This is a genomic window from Streptacidiphilus albus JL83, assembly GCF_000744705.1.
GTDB classification, from domain to species: domain Bacteria; phylum Actinomycetota; class Actinomycetes; order Streptomycetales; family Streptomycetaceae; genus Streptacidiphilus; species Streptacidiphilus albus.
Window position 1 is genome coordinate 2,751,337 of record NZ_JQML01000001.1, and the last position, 25,523, is coordinate 2,776,859.

The 25,523-nt window shown below is 70.2% G+C and carries 30 protein-coding genes and 2 tRNA genes; 7 read left to right on the forward strand and 25 right to left on the reverse strand.

All coding sequences use genetic code 11. The features are described from left to right. Nucleotides 1–47: 47 nt before the first annotated feature. The 4 genes from BS75_RS11945 to BS75_RS11960 all read right to left on the reverse strand — a co-directional run bounded on the left by BS75_RS11945 (nucleotide 48) and on the right by BS75_RS11960 (nucleotide 4,555). Nucleotides 48–686, reverse strand: a complete 639-nt coding sequence (locus BS75_RS11945) for an ATP-dependent Clp protease proteolytic subunit (RefSeq protein WP_034092875.1) — start codon at nucleotides 684–686, stop codon at nucleotides 48–50. 336 nt (nucleotides 687–1,022) lie between these two features. After that, the gene (gene tig, locus BS75_RS11950) at nucleotides 1,023–2,444 is read right to left on the reverse strand and encodes a trigger factor (protein ID WP_034088209.1); all 1,422 of its coding nucleotides are present in this window, start codon (nucleotides 2,442–2,444) and stop codon (nucleotides 1,023–1,025) included. 281 nt (nucleotides 2,445–2,725) lie between these two features. Beyond that, nucleotides 2,726–4,249 carry an MDR family MFS transporter gene (locus tag BS75_RS11955; RefSeq protein ID WP_063771400.1) on the reverse strand — a complete coding sequence of 508 codons (1,524 nt, stop codon included), beginning with the start codon at nucleotides 4,247–4,249 and terminating at the stop codon, nucleotides 2,726–2,728. A gap of 232 nt (nucleotides 4,250–4,481) precedes the next feature. Further along, nucleotides 4,482–4,555, reverse strand: a tRNA-Pro gene (locus tag BS75_RS11960). Nucleotides 4,556–4,720: 165 nt separating this feature from the next. On the opposite strand from BS75_RS11960, the gene BS75_RS11965 reads away from it, so the two are divergent. After that, a tRNA-Gly gene (locus tag BS75_RS11965) sits at nucleotides 4,721–4,794 on the forward strand. A gap of 62 nt (nucleotides 4,795–4,856) precedes the next feature. On the opposite strand, the gene BS75_RS11970 is transcribed toward BS75_RS11965, so the two are convergent. From BS75_RS11970 to BS75_RS12020, 11 genes are all read right to left on the reverse strand, one after another. Further along, nucleotides 4,857–6,002, reverse strand: coding sequence for a tyrosine-type recombinase/integrase (locus tag BS75_RS11970; protein ID WP_034088210.1), 1,146 nt, complete (start codon nucleotides 6,000–6,002; stop codon nucleotides 4,857–4,859). Next, on the reverse strand, nucleotides 6,002–6,211 hold the full coding sequence (locus tag BS75_RS11975; protein ID WP_034088211.1) for a helix-turn-helix domain-containing protein: 210 nt from the start codon (nucleotides 6,209–6,211) through the stop codon (nucleotides 6,002–6,004). The genes BS75_RS11970 and BS75_RS11975 overlap by 1 nt, the downstream gene beginning before the upstream one ends. Further along, nucleotides 6,204–7,517, reverse strand: a complete 1,314-nt coding sequence (locus BS75_RS11980; protein ID WP_034092877.1) for a replication initiator — start codon at nucleotides 7,515–7,517, stop codon at nucleotides 6,204–6,206. Before BS75_RS11980 ends, BS75_RS11975 begins: the two co-directional genes overlap by 8 nt. Before the next feature lie 77 nt (nucleotides 7,518–7,594). Next, a complete protein-coding gene (locus BS75_RS11985) occupies nucleotides 7,595–7,891 on the reverse strand; it encodes a hypothetical protein (RefSeq protein ID WP_034088212.1) in 297 nt (98 codons plus the stop codon). A gap of 25 nt (nucleotides 7,892–7,916) precedes the next feature. Continuing rightward, nucleotides 7,917–8,111 carry a hypothetical protein gene (locus BS75_RS11990; protein WP_034088213.1) on the reverse strand — a complete coding sequence of 65 codons (195 nt, stop codon included), beginning with the start codon at nucleotides 8,109–8,111 and terminating at the stop codon, nucleotides 7,917–7,919. 15 nt (nucleotides 8,112–8,126) lie between these two features. Beyond that, a complete protein-coding gene (locus tag BS75_RS11995; protein ID WP_034088214.1) occupies nucleotides 8,127–8,318 on the reverse strand; it encodes a mobile element transfer protein in 192 nt (63 codons plus the stop codon). Between the two features lie 11 nt (nucleotides 8,319–8,329). Further along, nucleotides 8,330–8,935, reverse strand: coding sequence for a DUF2637 domain-containing protein (locus BS75_RS12000; protein WP_034088215.1), 606 nt, complete (start codon nucleotides 8,933–8,935; stop codon nucleotides 8,330–8,332). Between the two features lie 22 nt (nucleotides 8,936–8,957). Then, the gene (locus BS75_RS12005; RefSeq protein ID WP_034088216.1) at nucleotides 8,958–9,170 is read right to left on the reverse strand and encodes a hypothetical protein; all 213 of its coding nucleotides are present in this window, start codon (nucleotides 9,168–9,170) and stop codon (nucleotides 8,958–8,960) included. A 67-nt stretch (nucleotides 9,171–9,237) separates the two neighbouring features. Beyond that, nucleotides 9,238–10,614 (reverse strand): FtsK/SpoIIIE domain-containing protein, encoded by a 1,377-nt coding sequence (locus BS75_RS12010; protein ID WP_034088217.1) that lies wholly within the window; start codon nucleotides 10,612–10,614, stop codon nucleotides 9,238–9,240. 4 nt (nucleotides 10,615–10,618) lie between these two features. Further along, a complete protein-coding gene (locus BS75_RS12015; protein ID WP_034088218.1) occupies nucleotides 10,619–10,969 on the reverse strand; it encodes an SCO3933 family regulatory protein in 351 nt (116 codons plus the stop codon). 180 nt (nucleotides 10,970–11,149) lie between these two features. Beyond that, on the reverse strand, nucleotides 11,150–11,938 hold the full coding sequence (locus BS75_RS12020; protein ID WP_034088219.1) for a GntR family transcriptional regulator: 789 nt from the start codon (nucleotides 11,936–11,938) through the stop codon (nucleotides 11,150–11,152). A gap of 107 nt (nucleotides 11,939–12,045) precedes the next feature. On the opposite strand from BS75_RS12020, the gene BS75_RS12025 reads away from it, so the two are divergent. Genes BS75_RS12025 through BS75_RS12035 form a run of 3 tightly spaced genes read left to right on the forward strand, consistent with a single transcriptional unit; the run spans nucleotide 12,046 to nucleotide 13,275 of the window. After that, nucleotides 12,046–12,453 (forward strand): NUDIX hydrolase, encoded by a 408-nt coding sequence (locus BS75_RS12025; RefSeq protein ID WP_034088220.1) that lies wholly within the window; start codon nucleotides 12,046–12,048, stop codon nucleotides 12,451–12,453. Between the two features lie 46 nt (nucleotides 12,454–12,499). Further along, nucleotides 12,500–12,934, forward strand: coding sequence for an ATP-binding protein (locus BS75_RS12030; RefSeq protein WP_034088221.1), 435 nt, complete (start codon nucleotides 12,500–12,502; stop codon nucleotides 12,932–12,934). Next, nucleotides 12,925–13,275 carry a hypothetical protein gene (locus BS75_RS12035; RefSeq protein WP_052069363.1) on the forward strand — a complete coding sequence of 117 codons (351 nt, stop codon included), beginning with the start codon at nucleotides 12,925–12,927 and terminating at the stop codon, nucleotides 13,273–13,275. The genes BS75_RS12030 and BS75_RS12035 overlap by 10 nt, the downstream gene beginning before the upstream one ends. A gap of 1,345 nt (nucleotides 13,276–14,620) precedes the next feature. Here BS75_RS12035 and BS75_RS12045 read toward each other — a convergent pair. After that, a complete protein-coding gene (locus BS75_RS12045; RefSeq protein WP_034088223.1) occupies nucleotides 14,621–14,875 on the reverse strand; it encodes a hypothetical protein in 255 nt (84 codons plus the stop codon). A 69-nt stretch (nucleotides 14,876–14,944) separates the two neighbouring features. On the opposite strand from BS75_RS12045, the gene BS75_RS12050 reads away from it, so the two are divergent. Then, nucleotides 14,945–15,763 (forward strand): integrase, encoded by an 819-nt coding sequence (locus BS75_RS12050; protein ID WP_152645615.1) that lies wholly within the window; start codon nucleotides 14,945–14,947, stop codon nucleotides 15,761–15,763. Between the two features lie 27 nt (nucleotides 15,764–15,790). On the opposite strand, the gene BS75_RS12055 is transcribed toward BS75_RS12050, so the two are convergent. The 7 genes from BS75_RS12055 to BS75_RS12085 form a co-directional block, all read right to left on the reverse strand. Continuing rightward, on the reverse strand, nucleotides 15,791–17,713 hold the full coding sequence (locus tag BS75_RS12055) for a WD40 repeat domain-containing protein (RefSeq protein ID WP_034088224.1): 1,923 nt from the start codon (nucleotides 17,711–17,713) through the stop codon (nucleotides 15,791–15,793). A gap of 143 nt (nucleotides 17,714–17,856) precedes the next feature. Further along, nucleotides 17,857–18,702: a nucleic acid/nucleotide deaminase domain-containing protein gene (locus BS75_RS12060; protein ID WP_034088225.1), complete on the reverse strand. Its 846-nt coding sequence runs from the start codon at nucleotides 18,700–18,702 to the stop codon at nucleotides 17,857–17,859. Between the two features lie 33 nt (nucleotides 18,703–18,735). Further along, a complete protein-coding gene (locus tag BS75_RS12065; RefSeq protein WP_034088226.1) occupies nucleotides 18,736–19,305 on the reverse strand; it encodes an SUKH-4 family immunity protein in 570 nt (189 codons plus the stop codon). Between the two features lie 20 nt (nucleotides 19,306–19,325). After that, entirely contained in the window at nucleotides 19,326–19,892 is a 567-nt protein-coding gene (locus tag BS75_RS12070) for an SUKH-4 family immunity protein (protein WP_160312220.1), read from the reverse strand. Nucleotides 19,893–19,911: 19 nt separating this feature from the next. Continuing rightward, the gene (locus tag BS75_RS12075) at nucleotides 19,912–20,472 is read right to left on the reverse strand and encodes an SUKH-4 family immunity protein (protein WP_034088228.1); all 561 of its coding nucleotides are present in this window, start codon (nucleotides 20,470–20,472) and stop codon (nucleotides 19,912–19,914) included. Nucleotides 20,473–20,561: 89 nt separating this feature from the next. Beyond that, on the reverse strand, nucleotides 20,562–21,416 hold the full coding sequence (locus tag BS75_RS12080; protein ID WP_034088229.1) for a nucleic acid/nucleotide deaminase domain-containing protein: 855 nt from the start codon (nucleotides 21,414–21,416) through the stop codon (nucleotides 20,562–20,564). Beyond that, complete coding sequence (locus BS75_RS12085; protein ID WP_034088230.1) at nucleotides 21,413–22,126, reverse strand: WXG100-like domain-containing protein; 714 nt, start codon at nucleotides 22,124–22,126, stop codon at nucleotides 21,413–21,415. The genes BS75_RS12080 and BS75_RS12085 overlap by 4 nt, the downstream gene beginning before the upstream one ends. A gap of 143 nt (nucleotides 22,127–22,269) precedes the next feature. Between BS75_RS12085 and BS75_RS12090 the strand changes: the two genes are divergently transcribed. Next, the gene (locus BS75_RS12090; RefSeq protein ID WP_034088231.1) at nucleotides 22,270–22,674 is read left to right on the forward strand and encodes a VOC family protein; all 405 of its coding nucleotides are present in this window, start codon (nucleotides 22,270–22,272) and stop codon (nucleotides 22,672–22,674) included. Between the two features lie 243 nt (nucleotides 22,675–22,917). Beyond that, on the forward strand, nucleotides 22,918–23,685 hold the full coding sequence (locus BS75_RS12095) for a DUF6348 family protein (protein WP_034088232.1): 768 nt from the start codon (nucleotides 22,918–22,920) through the stop codon (nucleotides 23,683–23,685). Nucleotides 23,686–23,737: 52 nt separating this feature from the next. Here BS75_RS12095 and BS75_RS12100 read toward each other — a convergent pair whose 3' ends face one another. Beyond that, on the reverse strand, nucleotides 23,738–23,935 hold the full coding sequence (locus BS75_RS12100) for a hypothetical protein (protein ID WP_034088233.1): 198 nt from the start codon (nucleotides 23,933–23,935) through the stop codon (nucleotides 23,738–23,740). 245 nt (nucleotides 23,936–24,180) lie between these two features. Then, a complete protein-coding gene (locus BS75_RS12105) occupies nucleotides 24,181–25,332 on the reverse strand; it encodes a PP2C family protein-serine/threonine phosphatase (protein ID WP_034088234.1) in 1,152 nt (383 codons plus the stop codon). Nucleotides 25,333–25,523 lie beyond the last annotated feature (191 nt).

A 25,523-nucleotide genomic window follows, 5' to 3' on the forward strand; every position in this document is an offset into this window, starting at 1 on the left:
TCGGCCTCCGGAAGCGAACAGGCTGTGGACGTTGACGAGGGGGTGGCTCACGCCGCGCCCGTGCCGCCGCCACCGGGGACGTCGGCGGCGCTGTACATGATGGCGTCGATGAGGCCGTACTCCTTGGCCTCGACGGGGGTGAACCAGCGGTCGCGGTCGGAGTCCTTGATGATCTGCTCGGTGGTCTGGCCGCTGTGGTGCGCGATCAGCTCCGACATCCGCTGCTTGAGCCGGATCAACTGCTGGGCCTGGATCCGGATGTCGGTCGCCGAGCCGCCGAGGCCGGCCGACGGCTGGTGCATCAGGATCTCGGCGTTCGGAAGCGCGAAGCGCTTGCCCTTGGCACCGGCCGTGAGCAGGAACTGCCCCATCGAGGCGGCCATGCCCATGGCGATGGTGATCACGTCGTTCTTGATGTACTGCATGGTGTCGTAGATCGCCATGCCGGCCGTGACCGAGCCACCGGGGGAGTTGATGTACAGGTAGATGTCGCGCTCGGGGTCGGCCGCCAGCAGCAGCAGCTGCGCCGTGATCTTGTTGGCGATCTCGTCGTCGACCTGCTGGCCGAGGAAGATGATGCGCTCGTTGAGCAGACGGTTGTAGACCTGGTCACCCAGACCGCCGCCGCCGATGTCGCCGGCAGCACGCGGAACCGTCGCCCCCGAGATCGGGAACTGGCCGGGCATCTGGAACTGGGGAGTCGTCACGTATCCACCCGCTCGTTGTCTTCGGACGGCTGGTCTTCCGCCGCCACAAGGTCTCTTACGAAGGTTCGGTCGAAGGTCGGTTCCGGTGGCCGCACTGGCGCTCTGGCCAGTGGTGGACCGACAGTCACCCTGCCCCTCGTACCAAGGACCCTAACGCGCAGGCGGGGCCTGGCCATCCCTCACACTGAACTGTTCGCTGTGAGCGCAGGGTCACCAAGCCCCCCAGGAGGCAGGCCGAAGGGCCCGGACGCGAGGTGCGTCCGGGCCCTTCGGCGGTGCCCAAATCCCTGCGGGCGGCAGGGGTGGTCGGGCGGATCAGGCCTCGGTGGCCTCGTCCTTGGCGACCTCGTCCGTGGCGACCTCGTCGCCGACGACCTCGGTGACGACCTCGGCCGCGGCCTCGGTCTCCTCCTCGTCGTCCTCGAAGTCGACGACGTTGCCCTCGGTGTCGACGACCTTGGCGGCCTCGACGACCACGGCCAGCGCCTTTCCGCGGACGACCTCACCGACGAGCAGCGGGACCTGGCCGCCCTCGACGACCTGCTGGGCGAACTGGTCCGGCGTCATGCCGGAGCCGGCGGCACGGCGCAGCAGGTGCTCGGTGAGCTCCTCCTGGTTCACCGCGAGCTCCTCCTTGGCCGCGATGGCGTCCAGGACGAACTGGGTCTTGATGCCCTTCTGGGCCTGCTCGACCAGCTCGGCCTGGAACTCCTCGGCGGTCTTCTCCTGGAGCTTGAGGTAGCCCTCGATGTCCAGACCCATCTGCGGGAGCTGGTGGTGCTCCAGGTTGTGCTTGCGGGTCTCGACCTCGTCCGCGAGCAGCTTCTCCGGGTAGGGCATCTCGACGAGCTCCATCAGCTTGTCGAGGACCCGCTCCTGGGCCTGGGTGGCCTGGTCGAACTCCTTCATCCGGACGAGCCGCTGACGGGAGTCGTCCTTCAGCTCCTCCAGGGTGTCGAACTCGCTGGCGAGCTGGGCGAACTCGTCGTCCAGGGCCGGGAGTTCCTTCTCCTGGACGGTGGTCACGGTGACGGTGACCTCGGAGTCCTTGCCCTCGGCGCTGCCACCCTTGAGCTCGGTGGTGAAGGTCGCGGTGCCACCGGCCTCCAGGCCGATGACGGCCTCGTCGATGCCGTCGAGCAGTCGGCCGGAGCCGATCTCGTAGGTGACGCCGGTGGCGGTGCCGTCGTCCGGAACCTCACCGTCGACCTTGGCGACCAGGTCGACGACGACGATGTCGCCCTCGGCCGCGGCGCGCTCGACGGTGTTGACCGAGGCGAAGCGGTCGCGGAGCTGCTTCAGCGTCTCCTCGACGTCCTCGTCCGTCACCTTGATCGGGTCGACCTCGACCTCGATGCCGGTGAAGTCGGGCAGGGTGATCTCCGGACGGATGTCCACCTCAGCGGTGAACTTCAGGTCTCCGCCGTCGGCGATGCGCTCGACGCCCTCGAGGCCGTCGATGTCGGGCTGGCCCAGCACGTCGACCTTGTTCTCGTCGACGGCCTGGGTGTAGAAGCGCGGCAGCGCGTCGTTGACGGCCTCTTCCAGCACGGCGGCACGGCCGAAGCGCTGGTCGATGACGCGAGCCGGGATCTTGCCCTTACGGAAGCCCGGAACCGTGACCTGCTGGTTGATCTTCTTGTACGCCGCGTCGAGGCTGGGCTTGAGCTCCTCGAAGGGCACCTCGACGGTGAGTCGAACCCGGGTCGGGTTCAGAGTCTCCACGGCGCTCTTCACGGTTGGGTCTCCTTGGGGGCTTTGCGGTCGGGGTGTCCGCCGCGCGCTGCAGGGCAGTGCACGGCGAGACGGGTGATAAGTCAGAGGCGACATCGCCCGCCGGGGTGGGGTGGACGGTGAGCTCGCTCCTCGCCCTCGTGACGGCCGTGGGCGCGCCGTCCCTGCGGTCGGGCACCGTGCCGGTGGGCACCGTGCTCCTTCCGATGGACATGCCACGTATACAGCCGCCAGCAATCCATCCTACCGGTACCACAATCTGCGTCTGTCCCGGCAAGCCGGGTCTAGCCCCGGGCGGCCGTCGGCAGGCCCTCGGAACCTTCTCCGGGGAGCTCCGCCGGCGCGCCGCCCCCGGCGCCGCCGGAAGCCTCCGGAGGCGGTCCCGCCATGGTCGGAGCGGCGTCCCGGTCGGAGATCAGGAGGGCGGTCAGGGCCGCCAGCAGGGCCAGCCCGGAGGCCACCAGGAAGGCCGCGTGATAGGCCGTCAGGTTCGCGCTCGGCGTACCGTGGGCAGCGCCCGACGTACCGTGGGCGTGCGTGGTGACCGTGCCGACGGTGGCCAGGACGGTCCCGAGCAGCGCCACCCCGAGCGCCGAGCCGAGTCGGCTCTGGGCGTTGAAGAGGGTGGAGGCGCGCCCGGTCGCGCTCGCCGAGACGGTGGCGAAGGCGGCGGTCTGGACCGGCATGAAGACGTGCGCCATGCCGAAGCCGGTGGCGAACATCAGCGCCCGGGCCGCCCAGGCGCTGGTCTCGGGCGTGAGCAGGGACATCAGCCCCAGCGTCACGGCGACCAGGCCGGAGCCGGCCGCGACCAGCCGGCGGGGGCCGATCCGCGGGTACAGCCGACTGGCGATCTGCGAGGCGACCATCACCCCGATGGCCTCGGGGAAGGTGTTCAGGCCGGTCCGGAAGGCGCTGGCGCCGACGGCGTTCTGGTAGAAGAGCGGGAAGACGTAGAGCATCCCCAGGAAGGCCGCGCCGGAGGCCAGGCTGACCAGGTTGGTGGTGCGGAACAGCCGGTCCTTGAAGAGCCGCAGGTCGAGCATGGGCTCGTCGGCGCGCAGCTCCACCACGACCAGCGCGGTCACCGCCGCCGCGCCGACCGCGATCGCGGCCAGGATCCGGGGCGTGGCCCAGCCCTGGTCCGCGCCCTCGGCCAGGGCGTACATCACCAGACCGAAGCCGACCGCGGCGAGCAGGAACCCGGCCAGGTCGAACCGCCCGGCCCGCTCGGTGCGGAAGTCCGGCAGGAAGCGCAGCCCGAAGACGAGCGCGGCGATGCCGATCGGGACGTTGACGATGAAGACCCAGTGCCAGCTGAGGGCGTCCACCAGCCAGCCGCCGAGCACCGGTCCGAGCGCGGGGGCGACCGCCGTCGGCACCATCAGCACCCGGGTCGCCCGCATCCGCTCCTCCTGCGGGAAGGCGCGGAACAGCATGGTCATCCCGACCGGAGTCAGCATCCCGCCGCCGGCCCCCTGCAGGATCCGGTACAGGCTGAGCTGGTCCAGGCTCTGCGCGGTGCCGCAGAGCAGCGAGGCGACGGTGAACAGCGCGAGCGCGAACAGGAACACCCGCCGGGTGCCGAACCGGTCCCCCATCCAGCCGGACAGCGGGACGAAGACGGCGAGGCTGACCAGGTAGCCGACGTTGACGACACCGACGGACGCGGCGTCGACCGAGAACTGCCGCCCGATCGCGGGCAGCGCCACGTTGACGATGGTGGTGTCCATGATCGACATGAACAGCGAGGCGACGAAGACGACCGCGACGGCGGCCTTGGGGTCGAGCCGTGAGCGCGTGGGCATGACGGTGGCGGCCCGCCTTCCGGTCGGGGTGGATGGTGGTTGCGAAGTGGGAGAGGAGTTCCAGTGCCCCGGCACAACAATGTCTGAGCGCTCATATATTCCGGGCGCCGGCGGAGGCGGAAGCGGCGTCGAACCGCGTCGACACGACAAAGGCCCCACCGCACCCGGCAGGGCCTGTCACCTGAACGCTGTCGCCTGAAACGCTGTTGCTCGAACACTGCTGCTGCTGTTGTCGGGGTGACCGGATTCGAACCGACGACCTTCCGCTCCCAAAGCGGACGCGCTACCAAACTGCGCCACACCCCGTCTGGACGAGACGTAGCGTACATGCTCGCCCCCCAGCGCCCACCAGCTTTTTCCCCACGCCCCCGGCACACCACCCCCGCGCCCCACGCCACGCCCGATACCGGTGTGCGATCGCCCGACCGAGTCCGCTACGCTGATCCCCGAACGCGCAGCGATGCGCGCTCTGCGGGCGTAGCTCAATGGTAGAGCCCTAGTCTTCCAAACTAGCTACGCGGGTTCGATTCCCGTCGCCCGCTCCAACGGGCTCGGCCCCAGCTCAGCGATGGTTTCGCTGGACTGGGGCCGATCTTCGTTTTCGGGTCTACTCCCCCGGCGTGCCCGCTGCGTGCCCGTTCCGGCCGGAGCCCCGCTTCATGCCCTCGATGATCTGGGCGTTCAGCGCGTCGGCGATAGTGCGCTGCCGTTCCTCGGTCGCGTGCTGGTAGATCAGCGCGGCGCGGGTGGTGCTGTGCCCGAAACGGGCCATCAGTTCCTTGGTACTGGCCCCGGTCGAGGCGGTCAGGGTGTTGCCCGTGTGCCGAAGATCATGGAAGTGCAGATCCTTGATCCCGACCTCTCCGCACGCCTTGTGCCACAACCGGTTGAAGTGGTTCCGGCGAGGCGTCGCCCCCTTGGCACCGATGAAGACCCGTCCGTCGCGGCCCGATTCCGCGAAGATGCCCATGTGCAGACGCAGCGCCGGCAGGATCACTTCCGGGATCGCCACCGTCCGCACACCGGCCCTGCTCTTCGGTGGCTTGGTGACCCGCTTCCCGCTCCGCAGCTCGGCGACGGCAGCCCGGACCCGGACCGTCCCGGCGTCGAGGTCGATGTCCTGGCCCCGCAGAGCGATCAACTCGCCCCAGCGCAGACCGAGGAAGCTGGCGAGCAGGACCAGCAGCCGAAACCGGGGCTGAATCGCCTCGGCGAGCTGGAACACCTCGGGCACGGTGGCGGTGGGCCGCTCGGGGGTGTCCACCACGCTCCCGCCCTTGATTCGGCACGGGTTCCGGGTGATGAGCTGGTCCTCCAGCGCGGTGTTCATGACTGCCCGCATCAGCGCGTATGCCTTGGCCACGGTCGGGGCACCGGCCGTTTCGAGGCGATCGGCCCGCCACATCCGGACGCCGGCCGGGGTGACGTCAGCGATGGGGACGAGACCGAAGGTCGGAACGAGATGCAGGCGAAGCAGCGTCTCGTACAGTTCCCGCGTCGTCTCCTGCAAGCGCCGCTGCTTGACCCAGGCGGCGGCATAGGCCCCGAACGGGATCTTCCCGGCGTCCGGGTCGATCCAGGCCCCGCTACGAACCTCTGTCTGCTTGTCAGCAAGCCAGTCCGTTGCCTCCTTCTTCGTACGAAAGGTCGAAGGGGCCGGACGGTCCAGCCCGTCCGGTGCGGGGTACCGAGCCTGCCAGCGGCCGGACGGGAGCTTGCGGACGCGGCCGAACGCGCGCTTTCCGGTGGCCATCAGGCAGCCACCCCCAGCCGACGGCGCGGGACGACCGGGTGCACGGTGTTGGCCGCCAGGTAGGCATGGACGGCGGATTCGGAGATCCGGACGTGCCGCCCGACATGCACGAACTCGATCCGGCGTTCCTCGATGAGTCGGCGCGGGAAGCGCTCCGTGGTGCCGAGCAGTTCGGCCACCTGGGCGACGGTCAGCAGGCGATCAGGCATGAGTGGGTTCTCCTTCCGTACCGGGGGCTGGGGTTGCGGCTTCGGTGAGCCAGCGTTCGCCGGGGGTCAGGCCGACTCCGGCGAAGGTCCAGTGGGCGAGAACGAGGGTGCTCTCCTCGGCCTGGCCGGCAGCGGGCTCCGGGTGCCGGCCATTGTCGGCGGCGGCCGCCATGGCTTGGTCGCGGCGCCAGGCGGCGCGTGCGTCGCGGAGTGTGCCCAGGGTGGTGGAGTAGCGGCGGGTCTTGGTGGAGAAGTGGCCGCGGAAGCCGAGCATGTGGGCCCAGGGCCGCAGTCGCAGCTCTGCCAGCTCCGGGCGGGTGCCGAGTTCCCAGCAGGTCCGGATCATCCGGCGGGCGTGCTCGGTGATGTCCAGGTGCGCCAGCTCGGCGAGGAACTTCACCGGGCGGTCCAGGGTGCCTGTGGCCGTCTCGGCGCCCTTGGTGGCGTACTTGGCGATGTACGAGGCCACGGCCCGCTCGGTCAGGTCGGTGCCGCCGTCGAAGTCGGCTGTGCGGATGGTGCGGATGTCGAGCTGTGTGCCGAACATCGGGGTGTGGACTGTGCCGTCCACCTCGGGCCCTGGGACACGGGCGGTAGCGGCAGCGGCTCGGATGGCGTCCGCCAGGAGATCGGGGGTGGCCCAGGCCGGGGGCGGGGTGGTGCCTCCGGCCGGGCCGTCGATGCGGATCACCGCGTGGAAGTGGACCAGGCCGCGCCGCTGGTACTCGGCGACCTTGGCGAAGGAGACGAGGGCGTACTCCTTGAAGGCCCGTTGGCTGAGCCCGGCCCGCTTGGCGATCTCCCGGCGCAGGTAGATCGAGAAGCGCCGCCAGAGCGCCCCGGCATGGGCGTTCCACAGGACGGCCCCGCGATAGTCGTACGTGTCGGGGTTGAGCGGGGTGCCCAGCGCGGGCGCGTCCTCGGGGTGGAGGGCCCCGCAGCGGCAGGGGCGGGCCGTTCCGGCCGTGGTGGTCGGGCGGTTGTGGACCGGGCCGAAGGACGGCGCGGTGAAGGTGGCGAAGACCCGGGGATGGGTGGCGACCTCGTCGGGCGTCCCCTTGCCGCCGTGGAGACCGGCGGTGATCAGGTGGAAGGTGTCGCGTCGGTAGGTCTCGGCGCACGCCTCACAGCGGGTGGCGCGGCGGTTGTTGCAGCGGACCAGGAGGTGGCCGGCGGGCAGGTCGGCCGAGCGAAGTTGGTGCAGGATCTCGCCGGTCCGGGTGTCGACGTCGGTGCGGTGGCCGTCCAGGCGGATAGGACGGGTGCAGCCGCCGAGGCCCTGGAGCTGGCGCAGGAGGGCGGGCATGGTGCCGAGTTGGGCGAGGGAGGCCAGGTCGGCGATCGGGGGCGGGGTGCTGGCGGGCATCGGGTGCGGGCTTCCTTTCAGCGGCGGTGGTTCGGGGCGAGCAGCGAGCGCAGGACCAGGGCGCAGAGGGCGACGGAGACGGCGGTGATCGCCACGGTGGCGAGGAGCGCGGTCAGGACGACGCCCACGGCGACAACGGCGGCGACCCCGCCTGCTCCGGCGGCGACCATCGGTGCGATCGAGCGCCGGGGAGCGGGAGCCGGGGCGTGCTGGCAGGCGCAGGGGGCCGGAGCGTGGCCATGCTGGGCCGAGGTGATCAGGTGGGTCGGCGTGGCGGAGGGGGCAGGGGCGGTGGGCAGTGTGGGTCGCAACACGGTTTGCCTCATCTCAGCTAGTCGTCTATATGTGTTTGCCGTTGACGATCTGGACTCCGGTGCGGGTGCCGGACTCCACGGCGGGTGCGAGGAAGGTGTGGGCGAGCCAGAAGCCGAACAGGGCGATGACGAGGGCGGCCCACAGGCGGATGCCGAGGAACTTGATCGCGGCCCAGGCGATGACGCCCAGGACGAAGACCACGGGCAGGGTGATGGTCACGGCGGAGGACTCCTCTTAGCGGACCGGGCAGCGGTGGGTACGTGCGGCCAGCTCGGCGGCGGCGCGTGAGTCGTAGTCGGCGGAGAAGCCGCAGCGCGGAGCCGTACAGGCAGCGGTGTGCTTCTCCTGGCCGCGCGAGTCGTAGGAACTGCCGACCTGGACCGGGCCGATGCGGACGAGCTGGCGGAAGCGGCGGCGGGCGGACATGGGTTCTCCTCTCAGAGCTGGGCGGCGATGGCCTCGGCGAGCGGTGCCGGGACGCCGAGTCGGGCGCGGAGGGTCGGCGTGTCGATCGCCGCTCCGGTGCGGGTGAGGTGGTCGGCGGAGAGCTTTCGGGCGTGCTCGACCAGGGCGACGGGCACAGTCGGGCCGGGCCGATCGGCCGGCGGGGCTTCCGGGGTCGGCTGCTGTTCGGGTTCGACGGGCAGTGCTTCCGGGGCAGCGGCGGCCTCGGCGGGCTTCGGGGCGGTGTGGGCGAGCAGGGTTCCGCCGAGGAACGCGACCGCAGGCCACCCGGCGACGAGGATGCGTAGCCAGGCGGGCACGGCGGCCTCGTTCAGGAGACCGGCGGTGGCGACATTCGCGCCCAGGGAGGCGGTGAGGGCGATGAGGAACCAGCACCACCCGGCGGTCTTGGAGGACCCGGACCGCAGCCGCCGCCAGGCTGCGACCAACAGCAGGTCGACGGAGACGGGGTAGGCCCAGGCTTTCCAGCCGTGCTGTCCTGCCGCCGAGGCGATGTCGTGGAGGTGCGCGAAGGACAGTGCGGCGGCGATGACCGCTTGGACCACTACCGCGTCGATACGGGCCAGGGTTGCGCGCATGGTGCGGACTCCTCTCGGACGGTCACCGGTCGGTCGACGTGAGCTGTTCGGCCCGAGCACGGGCGTTGGCAGCGACTTCGGCCGCGTCGGCGTCGCCGGGGCGGGCGGCGGCGATGCGCTCCAACAGGTCCGCCTTGCGGGTCATGAGATCGGCGTAGCCGTCCGGGTCGGAGGGGTCGCGGCCGGCCAGGGCGGCGAGGAAGTCGGAGATATCGGCGGCGGAGGGCTCGGACATGGCCGTTCCTTTCTGGGTTCGGGCATGGCGGGGTAGGGACGTGGCGCGCGGGCAGGTTGGGGATCGGTCAGCTGGTGGCGGGCTGCGGCTTGACGAGCGGGACCGGCCGGTCGGCCGGCGTCGTGGGAACAGCGGGCCGGAACGGATGGAGCGCGGCGATGTGCGGCACGAGGTCCGTGGTCTGGGCGCAGACGGCGGCGGCGGCGCCGAGGGACAGGTAGGGGGTGCGGATGCGGGACCAGCCGCCGGAGGTGTCGCCGACGACGGCCAGGCCCGGTCGTTCGGGTGCGATGGCGCATGCTGCCCCGACTGCTTCGGGGGCGATGTCGCCGAGCGCCATCTTGGCGGACGCCTCGTCGTTGACGCGGTGGCAGACGCGTCCGGTCAGCTGGGCCCGGAGCATGGTCGCTCCCTTGCCCAGCTCCGCGCCGAACCGCTGGCCGCAGACCTCCAGGTAGATGCCCGCTGCCCGGCCGAGCTGGGCGAGGCGGATGAGCTGGGTGACCATCTCGTCCCGCCGGTCCTCTTCCTTGCGTGTGGCGACCATGAACAGCTCGGCGACCTCGTCCACGAACAGCACGACCGGGACGGGGCGTTCGGCTTCCGGCAGGCCCCAGATGTCCGAAGTGATCTCCTCGTCCGGGGTGCTGGCCGCGATCCCCTGCCGGGCCTTGATCAGGTCGTACCGGTCCTCCATCAGCTGCACGAGCACCGGCAGCAGCTCGGCGGCCTGCTCCGGATCGGTGGCCAGCGCCGACAGCCGAGGAGCGAACGGCGCCAGCTCGACACCGCGCTTGCAGTCGATCCCGACCAGCGCCACCCGCTGAGGAGCAAGCCCCGCCACCAGGTGCCGCTGATACATGGACTTGCCCGACAGCGTCGCGCCGAGCGTCAGCTGGTGCGGGATCGCCCGGTAGTCCCGGACGAAGGCCGTACCGTCTTCCCTCAGCGCGACAGGCACCTTGAGGTAGTCGGCGACCGTCCGCCGAGGCATCCGCACCCGACGCAGGACGTCGAAGCCGACCAACCGCAGCTCGACCACGCCCGGCTTGATCTCCGAGACGTACACGGCGTGCACGCCCCAGGCATGACGGAGCCGTTCCGCCGAGGCCGCAACGTCCGCCGGCTCCTGGCCGGGTGCCAGGCGCAGCCGAAGCCGCATGCCGGTCGAGGTCGGACGGATGACCCCGCGTCGCGGCGGGACCGGCCGTACTTCGCGGCGGGTGGTGGCCCGGACCGCCAGGGCCCGCAGCCGGGACGGCGCGACAGTCAGCCCGCACGCCTCCATGACCGACATGTAGGAGCCCAGCAGCCGCGCAGTGGAGATCGGCAGACCGACCGTGCACCAGTAGGCGGCGGGGCGCCGGGCCCGGAGGTAGGCGGCCCCGCCACCGAGCGCGGCAGCCGGACCACCCACCTCCATCAGCGTCAGAAGGTCCGACATTGCGTCAGGCCCCGATCGCCATCGGGAACGCGCCGGCCATTACGGCGGTGGCACGGAACGCGATGCCGTGCCGCTGCTGCCCGTTGAACGTGCTCTCCCAGGGACGGGCCACCAGGCCGGGCAGCGAGACCGGGGAGCCGAGAGCCAGGCCCTCCCCCACCCCGCTCGCCGGGACGGTGACCTTCAGCAGCGAGGACTCACCGTCCTCGATGTAGACAACCCCGACCGTCTTGAGCGCTTCCCCGCTCACCGCGTCCGTGGCGATCTCCCCGGTCTTACGGTCCTTGACCTTCGTCTCGGGAGCCTCGGTCAGCAGGATCGTGGCCGACGAGGTTTCAACTCGAATGGAACGCAACGCCTTCTCCTCATCAAGACAGCTACTCGTCTATACAAGTAGCAGTGGTTGCAACCGCCGGAGCGGGTGCGAGCACCACTGTGTCACAGAGCTTGGCTACTCGTCTAGATAAGTTGGCGTATTGCCGTATACGAGTTCCGGAGATGACACCGACGACCACGCCGGCACTCCCACCGGCCGTCAGGTGGCGGGCAGTTGGTAGGCCAGGACGTAGGCGTCGGCCGCCATCAGCGTGTCGCAGACCTCCACCGGACGGCCCTCGGAGTCGTACGCCGTGCGGATCAGGTGGAACACCGGCACACCGGACGCCAGGCGCAGCGTCTTGACCTCGTCCGGGGTGGGCATCCGGGCGCGGATCTCCTCATCGAAGTGGTCGAGGCGGTGGCCCATCTCTTCGAGGCGGGCGTAGATGCCGCCGGGGCCGGGATTGGGCTCGGCGATCGGGGTGTTCCGCGCCAGGTCGAGCGGGAGGTACGACACGGCGAACTCGACCGGCCGGCCGTCGAGCAGGTAGCGACGGCGGCGCGCCAGGACCTTTCGGGCGCCGCCCAGGCGAGTAGCGATGTCCTGGGACGGCTTCTCCTCGCGCACCACCAGACCGTCGACCTCGGAGTGGGCCCCGGCCGCTTCCGCTTCCACAGTGAAGGCCGACTTGCCCTGCTCGCGGTGCCGGCGGGCGAAGCGGTCGGACGCGAGACGCCGCACCGGGGGGCGCGGGCGGACGAATACGCCCTTCCCGTGCTCCGACGCAACCAGCCCCTCCCCCTGGAGGACCGAGATCGAGTTGCGGATGGTCATCCGCGAGACGCCGTAGTGCTCGATCAGCTCCGTTTCCGAGGGGAGCTTGTCGCCCTCGGCGAAGCGCCCCTTGTCGATCGCTTCGCGCAGCTGGTCAGCGATCTGGCGGAACACAGCGCGGTCGCTGGTCGAGTCCAGCGCACCGAGCAGGCCCGAGGAGAGAGGAGGCATTTGTACTCCTTAGGATATCTAGACGAGCAGGTGAGTTTTGTTGCTACGGTGGAGAGCCTAGCCATTCGAGGGGACTGAGGAACGTGAGTGCTGAACGCCCCCACTCCGTGAGCGTCGCCGGAGTCATCGTCGACCACCGGGGCCGCGCGCTCCTGGTCCAGCGGCGGGACAACGGCCACTGGGAGCCCCCGGGCGGCGTGCTCGAATCCGGCGAGACGATCCCCGACGCCCTCCAGCGCGAAGTACTGGAGGAGACCGGCATCAAGATCGCACTCCCAGCCACCCTCACCGGCGTCTACAAGAACATGACCGGCCTGATCGTGTCCCTGGTCTTCCGCTGCGAGGCCATCGACGGCACCCTGACCACCGGTGACGAGACCAGGGCACTGCGCTGGGCAACCCGCGACGAGGTCACCGACCTTGCCGACGAGGCGTACGCGATCCGCGTCCTGGACGCCCTTGATGTCATGTCGCCGCCCGCAGTCCGAGCGCACGACGGCGTCAAACTCATCTAGCCGAAATCCACTACCCATGGCGGCCCACCAGCATAAAGGAACTTGTATGGACGAGTATATGAGTAGCCCACGGGTCTGGGGGCTCAGTTGCCCAGGATTACCCGAAGAAATCAGCCGGGCCCGCCGCTGGGTACGCGAAATCCTCAGCGAAACACCCTGCTCCGACGACGCCGCCCTGATCGTCAGCGAGCTGGGCACCAACGCCCTCCGCCACACCGCCAGCGGCGACCCCCACGGCACGTTCCACGTGATCGTCGCCCTGTCGGACCACGTGCTCTCCATCTCCGTGACCGACGACGGCGAGACCGACACCGTCCCGAAGATCGAGCAGCCGGGCCCCGAGGCGACAAGGGGCCGAGGGCTCGGCATGGTGTCCGTCCTGGCCGCACACGTAGAGATCCGTCCCGGGGCCCACGGGCAGACCGTAACCGCAGAGCTGCTGATGCCGGACACCAGCCCAAGGGGGCTGACGTGCCACTGACCCTGGACCGACGACACCGGTTACCCGGATCACCGCTCAGCGCCGGCTACTGGTGCGAGGCACTCGCCCACACGCCGCAGGACGGCCGGAGCTTCCAGCTCGGCTCCGCCAGCACACCGACCCCCCGCCTCGCACTCCGCTGGCTCCTCCGCCGCACCCAAGACGTCCTCGACCAGCTCGAACCCACCGTGACTTGGCCGGCTCACGAGTGGCTCGTCGACCGCCCGGAGCACGAACGGGCCCTGGCCGCCCTGACCCGAGGCGAGACCTACACCCTCTCGATCTCCGAGGACACCACCCACTACGTCCTGACCGCCCGCCCCACCGGGAGCACGCAGTGAACGAGCCGACGCTGCCAACTCTTCACTCCGGCTACTGGTGCGAGTGCTGGACACAGAGCCCCGCCACCGGAGAAGGCCCCACCCTGCTCACTTCATTCCGGGCAGCGACAGCGGGCCAAGCCGTCCGCTGGATTCGGATAGCCCTCCGAACCCTCGCCTCAGGGCTGAACCCCGAGGCAGCCGAACACGCATGGACCTGGATCAGGGCCGGCTACCTCAACGACATCGAAGCCCTCATGCACGACCAGCCGTGCGCCATGACCATCAGCCACGGCTACACCCACATCGGCTGGACCGCCCGCCCCGCGCTCTTCCTGCCCATGGCCCATCCCCAGGCCACAGAACTCCCCGCGTGCATCTCACGGTTCATCTCAAGTCCCGAGCCAACTGAGTAACAACCTTCTCTACGGGTTCAAGGCACCCGGCGTCGCTCACGCTCCGCCGGGCGCGCGAGCGGTGCGCTCGCGCCTGCGCTCCTGTCTTCGCCCCGCGCCGGCGCGGCTCCCCGCCCGCGCGCCCGCAGGAGATAGGCCCGGAGGCATGAAGGGCGAACTCCAGCAGCCCGGCATCTGGCTCAGGGCGATGCCTCCGGCGGGGGCACGCCCCGACACCGGGATGGCCACGGTCCAGCCGGCGGGCTCAGGTCGTGGTTGATGCAGGGAGCTGCCATCCCGCCTGCCGTCGTCCCAGGCAAAGCCAAGCAGACCTGCCCCCTGGGGTCCAGGTCGTTCGTCCAGTGGGGCGCTCCACCTGGACCCCAGGGGGCAGGCCCGCTTCACTGACGTGTGGGACGACGGCAGACGGGATGGCAGCGGGGACCGTCGTGGTTCCTGCGGAGCTGTATCGTGCAGGTCATGCCGACGGAGAGCCCGCCAACCTGCCCGTCGTGTGGACACCGGCTGCTCTGCGGCGGGATGGCGCTGTGTCAGCGTGAAGACGACGACACCCGAGTCTGCCGAGCCATCTGGGGTTGCGACCAATCGCACATCTGGTGGCTGTGGGCCGACCGCCCTACAGATCCTTTGGAACCCTGTCCCTACCCCGACCTCTTCGCACCCTGAGCGGCCCCACAGGGCTTCGGCCGTCGTGCCCGAAGCGTGCCCGGTCCGGCGGGATTCTGCGGGGCACCAGGGGGACTCACAGCCCATCGGCCGCTCCGCCGCAGGTCAGCGAATCGCCAGGTCAGCCGTCATCCCGTAGCGGACTCTTCCAAACTAGCTACGCGGGTTCGATTCCCGTCGCCCGCTCCGAACGGTTCGGCCCCAGGTCAGCGATGGTTTCGCTGGACTGGGGCCGGTCGTCGTTCGGGGCAGTGTCGGGCAGAGGCTGCGGGGTGGGTGTGGGCTCAGGTGTTGCGGGCGCTTCGGCGGGCGATCAGTAGGGCCGAGTAGCCGAGCACGGCGAGGATCGGTCCCCAATGCCAGTGCAGCAGCCCCAGCGCCAGGCCGGAGGTTGCTACGGCGGCTGCCGCGGACTCCTTGCGCAGCTGGTCGGCGGAGCGACGGCTCGTGGACGGGCGGATGAGCTGACGGCCGGTCATCAACTGCACCAGGTTCACTGCGGCGACCAGCCCGCAGAGCACGGCGAGGGTGATCATCATGGAGCCGGACTCCAGGACACCGGGCGACTGTGGTGGAACCCGGTCCCTCCGTGGGCGAGGATGTTGATCGTGAGCACTGTGATCGCCAGTGAGGCGAACCCCGGGCGGGAGAACGAGGACTGCGCGGTGGGCGGTCCGGAGCTGGTCGTCGTGGTGGACGGGGCCGGGACGCCGAAGCGGCTGGACACCGGCTGCGTCCACGGGACCGCCTGGTACGCGCGGCGGCTCGCGCTGGCGATGTACGACGAAGCGGTGGACGGGACGGACGGGCTGGCGGACGGGCTGGCCACCGCGATCGAGCGCACCGCGCGGCGGCATGCCGGGAGTTGCGACCTCGGCGACCCGATGACCCCCTCGGCCACGGTCGCGGTGCTCCGGGTGCGGCAGCAGGAGCAGCGGTTGGAGTGGCTGGTGCTCGCCGATGCGACGGTGGCCCTCGACCTGCCGACCGGGCCGTTGACCGCCTCCGACCACCGGGTCTCCGAGCTGACGCGGGCACAGCGGGTGGAGCTGGCCGAGGTGCTGGCGCCGCTGGACCCGGTGGCGCGGTTGGACACGCTGGTGCGGGCGCAGCGGTCGATGATGAACGTCCACGGCGGCTACTGGGTCGCTGCCGCCGATCCGAAGGCCGCCGGAGAGGCGCTGACCGGGTCCGTCCCGCTGGCGGAGGTCGGGCTGGCGGCGGCGCTCAGCGACGGCGCGGCCCGGCTGGTCGACGACTTCGGGGTGATGGGCTGGCCCGGACTGCTGGCACTGCTCGCGGCCGAGGGGCCGGCGGAGCTCATCGCCCGGACCCGCGCGGCGGAGCGCAGCGACCCGGACGGTCTGCGCTGGCCGCGTGGCAAGCGGCATGACGACGCGACGGCGGCGATCGTCCGCCTGGGCTGAGGACCGGGCCGGGTCCGGGCTTCGGCGTCAGAGGTCGATCGCGACCACCCCGTCGGGCAGGCCGAGCACCAGCAGCCCGTCGGCTGTCAGGGCCATGGACTCGACCCGGGAGCCGAGCCGGAACTCCAGCACGCCGTCGGGGTCGTTCAGGCGCCTGATCCGGACCAGTCCGTCGGACCAGGCGGCGGCCGTCGTCAGCCCTGCGCGCGCCGCGTCGCGGTTACCGTCGAGCACGGCGACGGCAACGGCGGTCACCGGGCAGGCGCGCTGGTCGGCCGGCTCCGCCATCGGGACGGAGTCCGGGCCCCAGAGCCGGACGGCCCCGTCGAGGCCGCCGCTCACCAGCAGCGGAAAGCCGGGGTCGGGATCGGCGTCCTCGTCCTGGTCGTCGTCGCTGTCGCTGTCGGCGCTGAGCAGGGTCGCGGCCAGGGCGGTGACCGGCCCCTGGTGCAGGCGTACGCTCCGGATCCCGTCCGGGTCCTCGGCGTCCTCGCACCAGTGCACCAGTCCGGACGCGTCGCCGAAGGCCACCGGGGGCGGCTCCAGTCCGTGCACCGTCGCAACCGCGCTGAGCGCGCCCCCGGCCGCCGCCCGCACTGCGGTGACCTCCTCGACCAACGCCTTGACCCCCGGTCCCGGCTCACCCCGGGGCACCACCTCGACCGCGCCCCAGGCGTCGAGCAGCAGGACCGAGCCGTCGGCGGCCACGGCGAGGCCGCTCAGCGGCCTGGGGTTCGCCACCGGGACGGAACCGAGGCGGCTGCCGTCGGCGGCCTCGTACATCCGCACGATGCCGCTCGGATCGGCGAGCAGGACGCGAGCTGAGGCGCGGCCCGAACTCAGCACCCCGTAGCAGGCCGCCGCGACGGCGGGGCCGGGCCAGGTGTCCCCGGCGGGCTCGTCCCGCCAGTGTGCCCAACGGGCGGACCAGGGAGACGACGGCACGGCCGCATCGGCCAGCACGGCCGCTGCGGCGTCGTCCACGCCCAGCAGCCGGGTGCGCAGCACGGCGGCCCGGACAGCGGGGTCGGGCTCGTCCACCAGCGCGGGGCCGGCGGCGTTCCAGGCCCGGGCGAAGGCTGCGGCGCGGACCCCGAACATGCCCTCGCGGGCCTCCAGGGCGGCGGCGACCGCGAGCGGCCGGGCCAGCACCCCGAGCAGCGGGTCGGCCAGCAGGGAGAGGGCGGGAGACGGCGGACCTGAATCCCCCGCCCTGGCTATCGCCGTCCAGATCTCCGAGAGCAGGTCCTCCCCGGCCGAACGCAGGTCGAGGCGGCCGTCCGGGGTCATCGGCACCCTGGCGAGCAGGTCCACCACGCCGGCCGGCTCGGGCCGACCGGTCGGCCCGAGCGCCAGGCCCGGGCAGGGGTACGCGCCCGCGTCGGCCCCGCGCTTGGCGCACCAGGCGGCGAAGCGCTGCCGGTCGGTCCACTGCGGGTCGTCCAGGTCGAGGACGGCCGCAGCCGCCGGGTCACCGAGCACGCGGGCCGCCGGACCGCCGGCGCCCGCCTCCACGATCAGCCTGACCTGCGGCAACTCCAGCATCGGCAGCAGCAGTCGAGTGATCAGTCGTTCGGGGTCGACCGCCCGGTCCAGCTCGGGCACGCAGACCACGGTGCGCCGGTCGTCGGCGGCGAGCGCGGCGATCAACTCCTCGGGATCATGGGCGAGCAGACCGAGTTGCTGCGCCAGCGACCAGGCCGCGCCGCGTACGCCCACACCGTCGGCGGGCAGGACCGCGTGCACCCGCTGCTCGACCGGCGTCCCCGGGGTCGTGCAGGCCAGGAACAACCAGGCCAGCAGGTGCGATTTGCCCGCCCCCGGCGCCCCGGCGACCCGGCAGAGCCGCGGTGCCGACGGGTCGTCCAACCATCCGAGCAGGGCCAGCCCCGCCGACCGCCGCCCCGCCCCGAGCGGCGGAATCCGTCGCCCCTCCACGACCGTGCCCACGGTCCCTCCCGTTCGTCCCGGACTTCCCGGCCCTGCGATTCCCAGCCCTGCGCTGCCAGCTTTGCGATTCCCGGCCCTGCACTTCCCGGCCCTGCGATTCCCGGCCCTGCGCTGTCGGCTCTGTCCTGCTACCGCGCGCGGTACTACTGCCGGTCGCGCAACTCTGCCACGCTGCGCATCAGCTCCTTCACGCCCGCCTCGCGCGAGGCGGCGGTTTCGCCGTAGTCGAAGCTGTGGGTGAACGCGGCGTTCGGAAACGTCCGGGCCATCCACAGCGAGCAGTAGTGGCCCGGCATCATGCACGCCTCCAACTCGCAGTAGACCCGGGTGACCTGCTCCGCCCGGACGCCCTCGGCCCGCAGCCGGTACCAGGCCAGCTCCTCGGGGTGCGGCAGGCCGATGCTCCCGATCGCGGTCGCGATCTGCTTCTCACCCCGACTGTCGAGGTACTCGAACGCCGCCGAGGAGTCGGTGTTGAGCGGCCTGCGCAGATCGTCCAGCACCCGGGGCCACCAGCTCTCCCGGTACTCGAACGCGGCGGCGTCCAGCGCGATCAGCGCCTGCCGCAGCTGCTGGTAGCCAGCCAGCGCCCCGGGGCGGTCCTCGGCGTCGCTCAGCGCCGGCAGCTGACGGTCCAGCAGCAGCAGGCCTTCGACGAAGGCCGCGACGCTGCTGTTGACCGGCAGGTCCGGCAGCCCGGTGCCGAGCAGGGCCGCCCGGACGGAGCCGTCGGGCGCGAGGTAGAACTCCGCGCCCCGGTCGGTGCCGAGCCGCAGCTGACCGGCCATCGGCCCGGCCTCCTGGCCCTGCTGCTCCGCGTACTGCCCCAGCGCGAGCGGCTCAGCCGGACCTGCGGCGCTGAAGTACACCCCCACCTGCACCGGCAGCCCGGGCCCGCGCAGCGGCCCCTCCGGCGCGACGGGATTGCTCCGCAGCCCCTGCGCCCCGAAGTGCGCCAGCAGCGCGGCCGTCAGCTCGTCGCTCGTCATCGGTCGAGATCCATTCTCTGCTCGGTCCATCGCTCAGTACACGGGGTAGGAGTCGAGATATCTCTCCCAGAAGCCGTCCGCATCGGCAAAGGGAGTCACATCCCAGCGGGTGATCTTCTGCCGGATCGAGTCGACGGCCTCGCACCAGTCGAGGCCGTCCGGATCCTCTTCGTCCCTCGGCCGCTCCGCCTTCAGCAGGTACAGCATGTAGGCAAAGGAAGACACGTCCTGGTGCATCTTCTCGTACTCGATGTCGCAGTCGATGTCGGAGATCCAGACCGAACCGTCGGCGGGATCGGTGAACACCTGGTTGTCGAAGATGACCCCGATGGGCTGGAAATTACCGTGCGGCGTGTCGACGGGCAGCGCCTCAAAGGGAATCGTGGATTCCTGGAAGGCAGTCGCCGAGGCCTCCGACTCCCGCACACTGATGCCCGCCAGAATCCTGAACGGGCCCTCGCCGCAGTGGAATCCGACCGTCGCTGCGAAGCTGGCGGCGGCCGCATCGCCCCAGATCCGGGCAGCGCAGTCGGGCCTCATCCTGACCGGGCTGCCAAGCGCCTTCTCGACGACGATCACATCCCAGTCGACCTCTACCAGCATGAAGCAGTCCCCTCGGGGCCTCAGTACATCGGATAGGAATCGAAGAACATTCCCCAGTAGCCACGGGGATCGGCACACGGAAGATCGTCCCACCGAGTGATCTTTTCCGAAATGATGCGGATCGACTCCTCCCATTTCTCATAGGGTGCGTATCCACCTTCGACCGGCCTCTCGCTCTCCAATAGCAGCAGCAGGTAGACCAGCGACGACAGGTCCCGATGCACCTGCTCGTATTCGACATCACTATTGGAGTCGGAGAACCAGATCGTGCCGTCGGCCGTACTTACATAGAGTGCAGTGTCGTCGGAGAGCCAGCCGAACCGAAAGAGTCGACCGACCGGAGTCTCTTCCGGTTCCGACTCCGGCGAATTCTCATAAGAATCTGCAGGCCGCCCCGGGTTCTCTCCGGCAACACCGGACAGCAAGGAGAAGAGCCCGCCGGTCCAAGGGATCCCGAACTCCGATGCGAACCGTGCGTCATCCGGATCGGGCCAGAGCCGTACAGCAAGCTCCGGACGAAACTTCAAGAGGTGCCCGCTCGGCACCTCCACTCTCGCCCAGTCAATTTTCACCAGCACACTACCCACCCTGCCCACCAGGTCGCGATCAGTACATGAGATAAGACTCGAAGAATCTGCCCCAAAAGCCCTCGGCTTCGGCACAGGGAATCTCGTCCCAATGGGTGATCTTCGCTCGGATTCTTTCCTCTGCGGCAATCCAGTCACGCGTGTGCGGATCGCTCTCCGGCAGCGGGCGCTCCGCCTCCAAAAGGTAGAGCATGTACGACAACGAGGAGAGGTCCGCATGGATCAACTCGTACTCGGTCTCCGACTCCGGGTCTTCCACCCAGATACCGCCGTCGGCCGCGTGGGCGTAGAGAGTCCCGCCGTAGAGATCACCCAACGGCATGAGCTTTCCGTGCGGGGAGTCATGGGGCACGAACTCCGGCCCTACGACCGACGAGCCCCTGGGGTTGTCGGGATCTGCCACCCCCACTGCGGCGTACATCTGAAAGAGGCCTCGACAGTACGGGATCCCGAAATGCTCTGCGAACTGCGCGTCGTCCGGGTCGGCCCAGATCCGTGCAGCCACCTCCGGCCGAACCTTCAGGAGATGCCCACGCGGGATACCCGCCGCCACTGACGGCCAGTCCACCTTCACCAGCACCGTTCCGCTTCCTCTCAGTCGTGCGACCGAACCCTGCTGGGTCCAGAAATCCCTGCTCAGCGCGCCCCGTCGGCGGGTCCGAAGCCAGACTAGTCGAAAGCGCCATTGCCCATGGTGGGCGGGCGACCGGGGAGGCCGTGGTTGTCACGCAATGCGGCAATGTAGGCCTCGTGCCCGGCATTGCGTTCCTCCTTCCCCAGTGCAGCATCGTACTTAACCCCATGAGTGACACTGAGACCCGGATTCGCCTTCTCGAAATAGCGCCCGAGCCATCGCTTGCAGTTGGGCGACGCCTGACAGGGCTCCCGTTCGGTGTAGAGTTCCTTTACATTCATCTCCCGGCCACCCAGCATCGGTTTCCCGATCGACCTCTCCGAGTGGTTCCGTGCGTAGGAGCTCTTTCCGACCAGGATAAATTCGTTTCCGTCGTCGTCGTGATACTTCAGCGCCGCATAGTTGCCACCGGAGTAGTCCCCCCGGGCGAATCTGGCATCCTCCACCGCTTTGGACAGGTCGGTCGGCGCAGATATCTTGGTGCTCTGCACCCCGCTCTCACCGGGATTATTCTTGTCCTTGTTTCCGTGATACTTCTTCCTCATGTCCTCCGGCGAAGGGTCGACTGCCTTGTCGTCGGAGTCCAGGATGGTGCGGATGCCGGAGCTGTCGTCGGCGGTGATGGGGTGGAGTTCGCCGTCCTTGAGTGCCTGGACCGAACCGTCGTCGTCGATGAAGTAGGTCTTGACGTTCTCGGCGTCCTTGCCGCCGGCGCGGGTCAGGTCCTTGGCGAGGCCGGCCTCGGTCTCCTCCACGTTGCCGGCCACCTGCTCCGCGCCGTCGGCGACCGAGTGGAACGCGCGCTTCAGGGCGTTCTCGGTGTCGTGGACGGCCGGGACCAGGACCTCGTCGGTGCCGTTCTTGAGGGCGTTGGCTATCGCCTCGCTCATGTGTAGGTCACTCCCGCGAGCCGGCTGCTCAGCAGGGCGGCGTGACTGGACACCGTCTCGGCGTGGCCGCGCATCGTGGCGGCGTGGCCGCGCAGCTTCTCCGGGTGGACCGCGTAGCCGGGCCCCGTGCTGACGCCCAGCGCCCCTGCTGCGGCGTTGAAGACGAAGCCCTCGATCGCCCGCTCGATCACCGGGCCCAGGGCCTTGAAGCCCGCCTCCACCACCTCGGAGATGATGTACTGCACCAACTGCTGTTCCAGGAAGTCCATCGCCTGCTCGGCGAGTTCGTCGGTGGCCACCGCGGCCGCCTCCGACGCACCGAAGGTGACCACCGCGGCCGCCTGCTCGGCGACGAACGCCGCTGCCAGGCCGACCAGTTCGGCGATGGCCGAGACCTTCATCGCGACTATGTAGTCGGCCGCGGCGTTCAGCGCGGTCACCACGTTGCGGCAGGCGTCCAGCAGTTCGGTCATGTGGGTGGCGGACATGTCCGCCCAGCGCTGGACCAGCTGCTGGTAGGAGTCGGCCTGGTAGGCGTCCCCCATCGCGCCGATGGTGTCGGTGGCGTCCTGGTGGGTGCTCTCGATGCTGTCCGCGAACTCCGCCACGAAGCCGGCCACCTCGCGCACCGTGTCCTCGTTGATCGACGGCCAGTTCACGCCGATGAACTGAAGGAACTGCACCACCTCCGACGGCGGATCGAGCGCCATCCCCCACCCCCCGACCGACACCTGAGTTCGATACTCGATCGAGCAGGCTGCCACGGGGGTGGGATACAGTCAACATCGGTAAAGGAGAGGCAAATTGTTGCCTCCGACAGGTCGTGGACGCGGGTTTCTACAGGGGTGGGCACATGGAACTGGTGCAGGTGCGACTGGTTGTGACGGACTTCACCGCATGCTTCCGGTTCTACCGGGACGTGCTCGGACTGAAGCCGCAGGTGGACGACGAAGCCGGCCCCTACGGGAAGTTCAGCCTCCCCGAGGGCAACGCCGCCATCGCGATCCAGCAGCGCGAGCACCTGGTGCAGAGCACCCCGTGGCTGCGCGGGGCCCCCGACGGCCGGGTGGACGGCCAGCTGCTGGTACTGAAGGTGGACGACGTCGACGCGGTGGTCGCCGACCTGCGCTCCCGGGGAGCGGAGTTCCTGGCGGAGCCGGAGACCCAGTGGGAGCGGCTCCGGGTGGCGTACCTGCGGGACCCGGAGGGGAACCTGATCGAGTGGCAGCAGTGGCTGGCCCCCCGTCCCCCGCAGTAGGGCCCCGCAGTAGGGTCCCGCACTCACGCTCCGCACCCCGCACCCCGCACTGAGCGCTCGCCCTGAGCACTCGCACCGAGCGCTCGCCTGAGTACCCACGGAGCACCCACGGAGCATCCGCGCCGAGCGCTGAACCCGTGCCGTGACGCTGCGGCGACCGCAGCGGCGCGACCAGGGTCGAACGCAGGTACGCTCACGCTCATCGGGCGTTCTTCGCCGCTCTCCCACCTGCGGAGTCCCACCGTGCCCCAGCCCCAGCGGCTCCAGCTCATCCAGCACTGCATCGTGCGAGAAATGGCCTGCCTCGGGCGTGAGTTCGTGATCGACGTGGAGGACGGCCTGGTACGTGGCCCGGGGACCACCGCCGTGACCGTGCGCGACCACGCGGACGCCACCGGCGGCCATGTCGACCTGGGCTACGTGCTGCGGCTCGGCGACGGCACCGGGCCGGTCGTCTGGGACTGCGCGGCCGGACTCGGGCGGACCGAGGAGGAGCGGCTGGAGAACGCCGTCCGGATGTGGCGGACGACCACCGCCTCCGCCGTGGTCGAACTGCTGGAACGGCGCGGCGTCCACGGCGACCACTATCCGCCCGGAGCCCCCGGGGGAATGGCGGGCTGGCACACCGTCCAGGGGCCGGCCTGCGTCTTCGGCTTCCACAGCGGTCCGCTGGGCGACTGGGTGGCGGAGAACCAGCTGCTGTCGGCCATCGCCGACCAGATCCGACCACAACTGCGGGAACCCGCCCTCAACGGCGTCCGCTTCTTCTTCGGCGGACGCTCCGGCGACGAGGTCGCCGAGGTGCGGGTGAACGGGGAGTCGGTGCCGGACGCCTCGGCGGCGCTGCGCGGCCTCTCCTGGCCCAGGGGCGAACGGCTGTCCTGGGCCCGGTGCTTCGTGCTACTGGCCGCCGATCCCCATGCCCTGGGTGGGGTGGAGGGACAGGTACGGCGGGCAGAGCGAACTACCGGAGCGGGCGTGGGGCTGCTCCGGCGCTGGCTGTCGTCCTGACCTGCCGAGCGGGTGAGCGCAGCAGCGGCGACCGGTATGGAACGGCTTGCGCCTATTTGACGATGCCGTTGATGGTGTTCGCGACCTGGTCGATGAAGCTCTGCAGCGGGGTGGCCGCCGAGGTCTTCGCCAGGAAGAAGCCGAAGAGGATGGCAAGTATCGTGTAGCCGAGTCTCATGCTCTTGTTCCTGACGAACACGATCAGGAGAATGCCCAGCAGGACGACGGCGGAGACTGAGAAGGTTGTCACTCGGGTCCACTTCCTCGTTTGGGGCACGCTGGGTTACGGGCCCACCCGGCAGGCCGGTTCACTGTGCCGTCGTCCGGCACTGCGCCCTCCTCCCCCTCGCCCGACCCTCAGTGTCTCCGGAGCGGGACGCTCCGTAAAGCACTTCCGGGGCACAGGTGCCCAACGTGATCCAATTCGGCCGAGTTTGGCCGAACTTACATGTGAAGATCTCGGGTTGAATGCTACAAGTGCAGGGCAGGCCTGGGCTATTCGCGCCAGATCAGCAGTAGTGCCCGGTCGTCGTTGAGATCCTTGGCCACGCTCTCGATGAGCCGCCAGGCGGTGCCGGTGAAGGTCGACCCCATGAGCCGGTCGGCCTCTCCCATCAGCCGGTCCATGCCCTCGGTGAGGTCCCGCCCGGGGACCTCGACCATCCCGTCGGTGCAGAGCATCAGTACGTCCCCGTGGCGCATCCGGCCACGCAGCCCGTTGAACTTGGCGCCGTCGTAGATACCCAGCAACGGGCCCTCGGCCTCTTTGGTCTCCCAGTTGCCGTCGCCCATGCAGCGCTGCATCCCCGGCAGGTGACCGGCCGACAGCAGTTCGTACTCGCCGTTGTCCAGATCCAGGACCAGGTGGACGGCGCTCGCGAAGCCCTCGTCCCACTCCTGGCGCAGCAGGTAGCCGTTGGCAGCGGGCAGGAACTCGTGCGGCGGCAGGGAGCCGAGCAGGCCGCCGAAGGCTCCGGAGAGCAGCAGGGCGCGGGAGCCGGCGTCCATGCCCTTGCCGGAGACGTCGGCGAGGACGGCCTCCAGCACCCGCTTGTCCTCGCCGGTGCGGGCGGCGACCAGGAAGTCCCCGGAGAAGGACTGGCCGCCGGCCGGGCGCAGCGCCATCTCGGCGTGCCAGCCCTCGGGCAGGCTCGGGATCTGGCTCTGCACCTTCAGTCGCTCGCGGAGGTCGAACAGCATCGAGCCGCCGCCGCGCCAGGGCACGCCGACCCGGTTGCGGAGCTGGGCGAGGAACAGCCCGCCGGCGCCGACGGCTGTGACCACGATCACCGCGCCGGGGGTGAACTTGCCGTTGCCGCCCGGGCCGAGCACGACCGAGTCGACGCCCAGCGCGGTGGCGGCGACCGCGTACAGCAGCACCAGGCTGCCGGGGCGCAGCAGCAGCGCCCCGATGAGGACCGGCACCACCAGCGCGGTGGGCGGGCACCAGAGCGGGGCGAGCACGGTCATGACCGTCAGCAGCGGCATGACCAGCAGCAGGGCGACGAAGGGCAGCCAGTCGGAGGCGTCACCGCGGAAGTAGTCGACAGCGGATCGGCGCAGCTTTCGGCGGGCCCGGTAGAACGCTCTGCGCCCCCGTGCCGCGACTGGGTCCCGAGGCGGTCCCTCGGGCGGTCGGCCTGCCATGCTGGCTGACCCTACCGAGGGAAGGCGTCGCGCGTCGATGTCGGCGTCCGTGGCACCTGCGCCGCCCTTGCGAAGAAGTGTTCGTCCTGGCGGCGGGACTGTGGCGGGTGCGGGGCACGGCTGGACAGCCGTTCGCCCCGCCCGGGTCCTCGACCGGGTCCCCGGACGTCCGCGTCCCGCGTCCGGCCTCC

Bases quoted from the DNA above. Each gene is read 5' to 3' on its own strand.
- BS75_RS11945 (WP_034092875.1), bottom strand. From the start codon at position 686: ATGCCCGGCCAGTTCCCGATCTCGGGGGCGACGGTTCCGCGTGCTGCC.
- BS75_RS11955 (WP_063771400.1), bottom strand. From the start codon at position 4,249: ATGCCCACGCGCTCACGGCTCGACCCCAAGGCCGCCGTCGCGGTCGTC.
- BS75_RS11970 (WP_034088210.1), bottom strand. From the start codon at position 6,002: ATGGCCACCGGAAAGCGCGCGTTCGGCCGCGTCCGCAAGCTCCCGTCC.
- BS75_RS11975 (WP_034088211.1), bottom strand. From the start codon at position 6,211: ATGCCTGATCGCCTGCTGACCGTCGCCCAGGTGGCCGAACTGCTCGGC.
- BS75_RS11980 (WP_034092877.1), bottom strand. From the start codon at position 7,517: ATGCCCGCCCTCCTGCGCCAGCTCCAGGGCCTCGGCGGCTGCACCCGT.
- BS75_RS11995 (WP_034088214.1), bottom strand. From the start codon at position 8,318: ATGTCCGCCCGCCGCCGCTTCCGCCAGCTCGTCCGCATCGGCCCGGTC.
- BS75_RS12000 (WP_034088215.1), bottom strand. From the start codon at position 8,935: ATGCGCGCAACCCTGGCCCGTATCGACGCGGTAGTGGTCCAAGCGGTC.
- BS75_RS12005 (WP_034088216.1), bottom strand. From the start codon at position 9,170: ATGTCCGAGCCCTCCGCCGCCGATATCTCCGACTTCCTCGCCGCCCTG.
- BS75_RS12010 (WP_034088217.1), bottom strand. From the start codon at position 10,614: ATGTCGGACCTTCTGACGCTGATGGAGGTGGGTGGTCCGGCTGCCGCG.
- BS75_RS12020 (WP_034088219.1), bottom strand. From the start codon at position 11,938: ATGCCTCCTCTCTCCTCGGGCCTGCTCGGTGCGCTGGACTCGACCAGC.
- BS75_RS12030 (WP_034088221.1), top strand. From the start codon at position 12,500: ATGGACGAGTATATGAGTAGCCCACGGGTCTGGGGGCTCAGTTGCCCA.
- BS75_RS12045 (WP_034088223.1), bottom strand. From the start codon at position 14,875: ATGATGATCACCCTCGCCGTGCTCTGCGGGCTGGTCGCCGCAGTGAAC.
- BS75_RS12060 (WP_034088225.1), bottom strand. From the start codon at position 18,702: ATGACGAGCGACGAGCTGACGGCCGCGCTGCTGGCGCACTTCGGGGCG.
- BS75_RS12065 (WP_034088226.1), bottom strand. From the start codon at position 19,305: ATGCTGGTAGAGGTCGACTGGGATGTGATCGTCGTCGAGAAGGCGCTT.
- BS75_RS12080 (WP_034088229.1), bottom strand. From the start codon at position 21,416: ATGAGCGAGGCGATAGCCAACGCCCTCAAGAACGGCACCGACGAGGTC.
- BS75_RS12085 (WP_034088230.1), bottom strand. From the start codon at position 22,126: ATGGCGCTCGATCCGCCGTCGGAGGTGGTGCAGTTCCTTCAGTTCATC.
- BS75_RS12090 (WP_034088231.1), top strand. From the start codon at position 22,270: ATGGAACTGGTGCAGGTGCGACTGGTTGTGACGGACTTCACCGCATGC.
- BS75_RS12105 (WP_034088234.1), bottom strand. From the start codon at position 25,332: ATGGCAGGCCGACCGCCCGAGGGACCGCCTCGGGACCCAGTCGCGGCA.